Source organism: Lentzea alba, assembly GCF_047445655.1.
GTDB classification, from domain to species: Bacteria; Actinomycetota; Actinomycetes; order Mycobacteriales; family Pseudonocardiaceae; genus Lentzea; species Lentzea alba_A.
Genome location: NZ_JAJAEG010000109.1, coordinates 1 through 704, shown reverse-complemented (window position 1 = coordinate 704; position 704 = coordinate 1). Strand labels below are relative to the sequence as shown.

Below are 704 nucleotides of genomic sequence, written 5' to 3'. Positions count from 1 at the left end.
CCTAAAGGTTGTCCCGTAATGATCAACAGCGTTGGCGGGCAGGGATGGCAGCTGCGTTGCCCGGTGACGGTGCTGACTCAGACCGTCATGGCCAGGTTGCGCATCGGGGCGATGCCTCGGGTGGCGTGCCAGACGCCGTCTCGCTTGCGGCGGCAGTTACGCAGGATGTTCCAGGACTTCATATGTGCCAGGGCGTGCTCGACCCGTGCGCGGACGCTCTTGTGGACGGTGTTGAGGTCTCGTTTTCATTGCGGCAGCGGCGGTTGTCCCTTGCGGGGTTTGCGGTAGGGCATGATCACCCCGGGATTGCCCTGGTAGCCGCCGTCGGCCAGCACGTTCGCGCCCCGGCACTGCTCGTCCACGCCAGAATCGGTGTAGGCCCGGCAGTCGTTGCGATTGCCCGGAGCGGGGTCGCCGACCGCGACGACCAGGCGGGAGTTCGCGTCGATGACGACCTGCATGTTCACCGAGTAGCGGTAGTTCTTCGACGACGCGGAAATGCTCCGGTCGTGGGTGGGGACCAGAGTGCCGTCCACGATCAGTACCGTGTCCGGGCTGTACTTGCGGGTCACCGGTGCGAGCGCCAGCAGCGGCGCCAGGTGATCCACCACACGGCCCGCCGCGGACCTCGAGATCCCGAACAGCAGCGCGACCTGCCGCAACGTCAGATTCGTCCGGTAGTACACCGCCACCAGCAACACCCG

General features: G+C 66.1%; 1 pseudogene. It reads right to left on the bottom strand.

Annotated features, from left to right (window positions below):
- Positions 1-77: 77 nt before the first annotated feature.
- Positions 78-704: pseudogene (locus LFM09_RS50110) on the bottom strand (transposase); the annotation flags it as partial.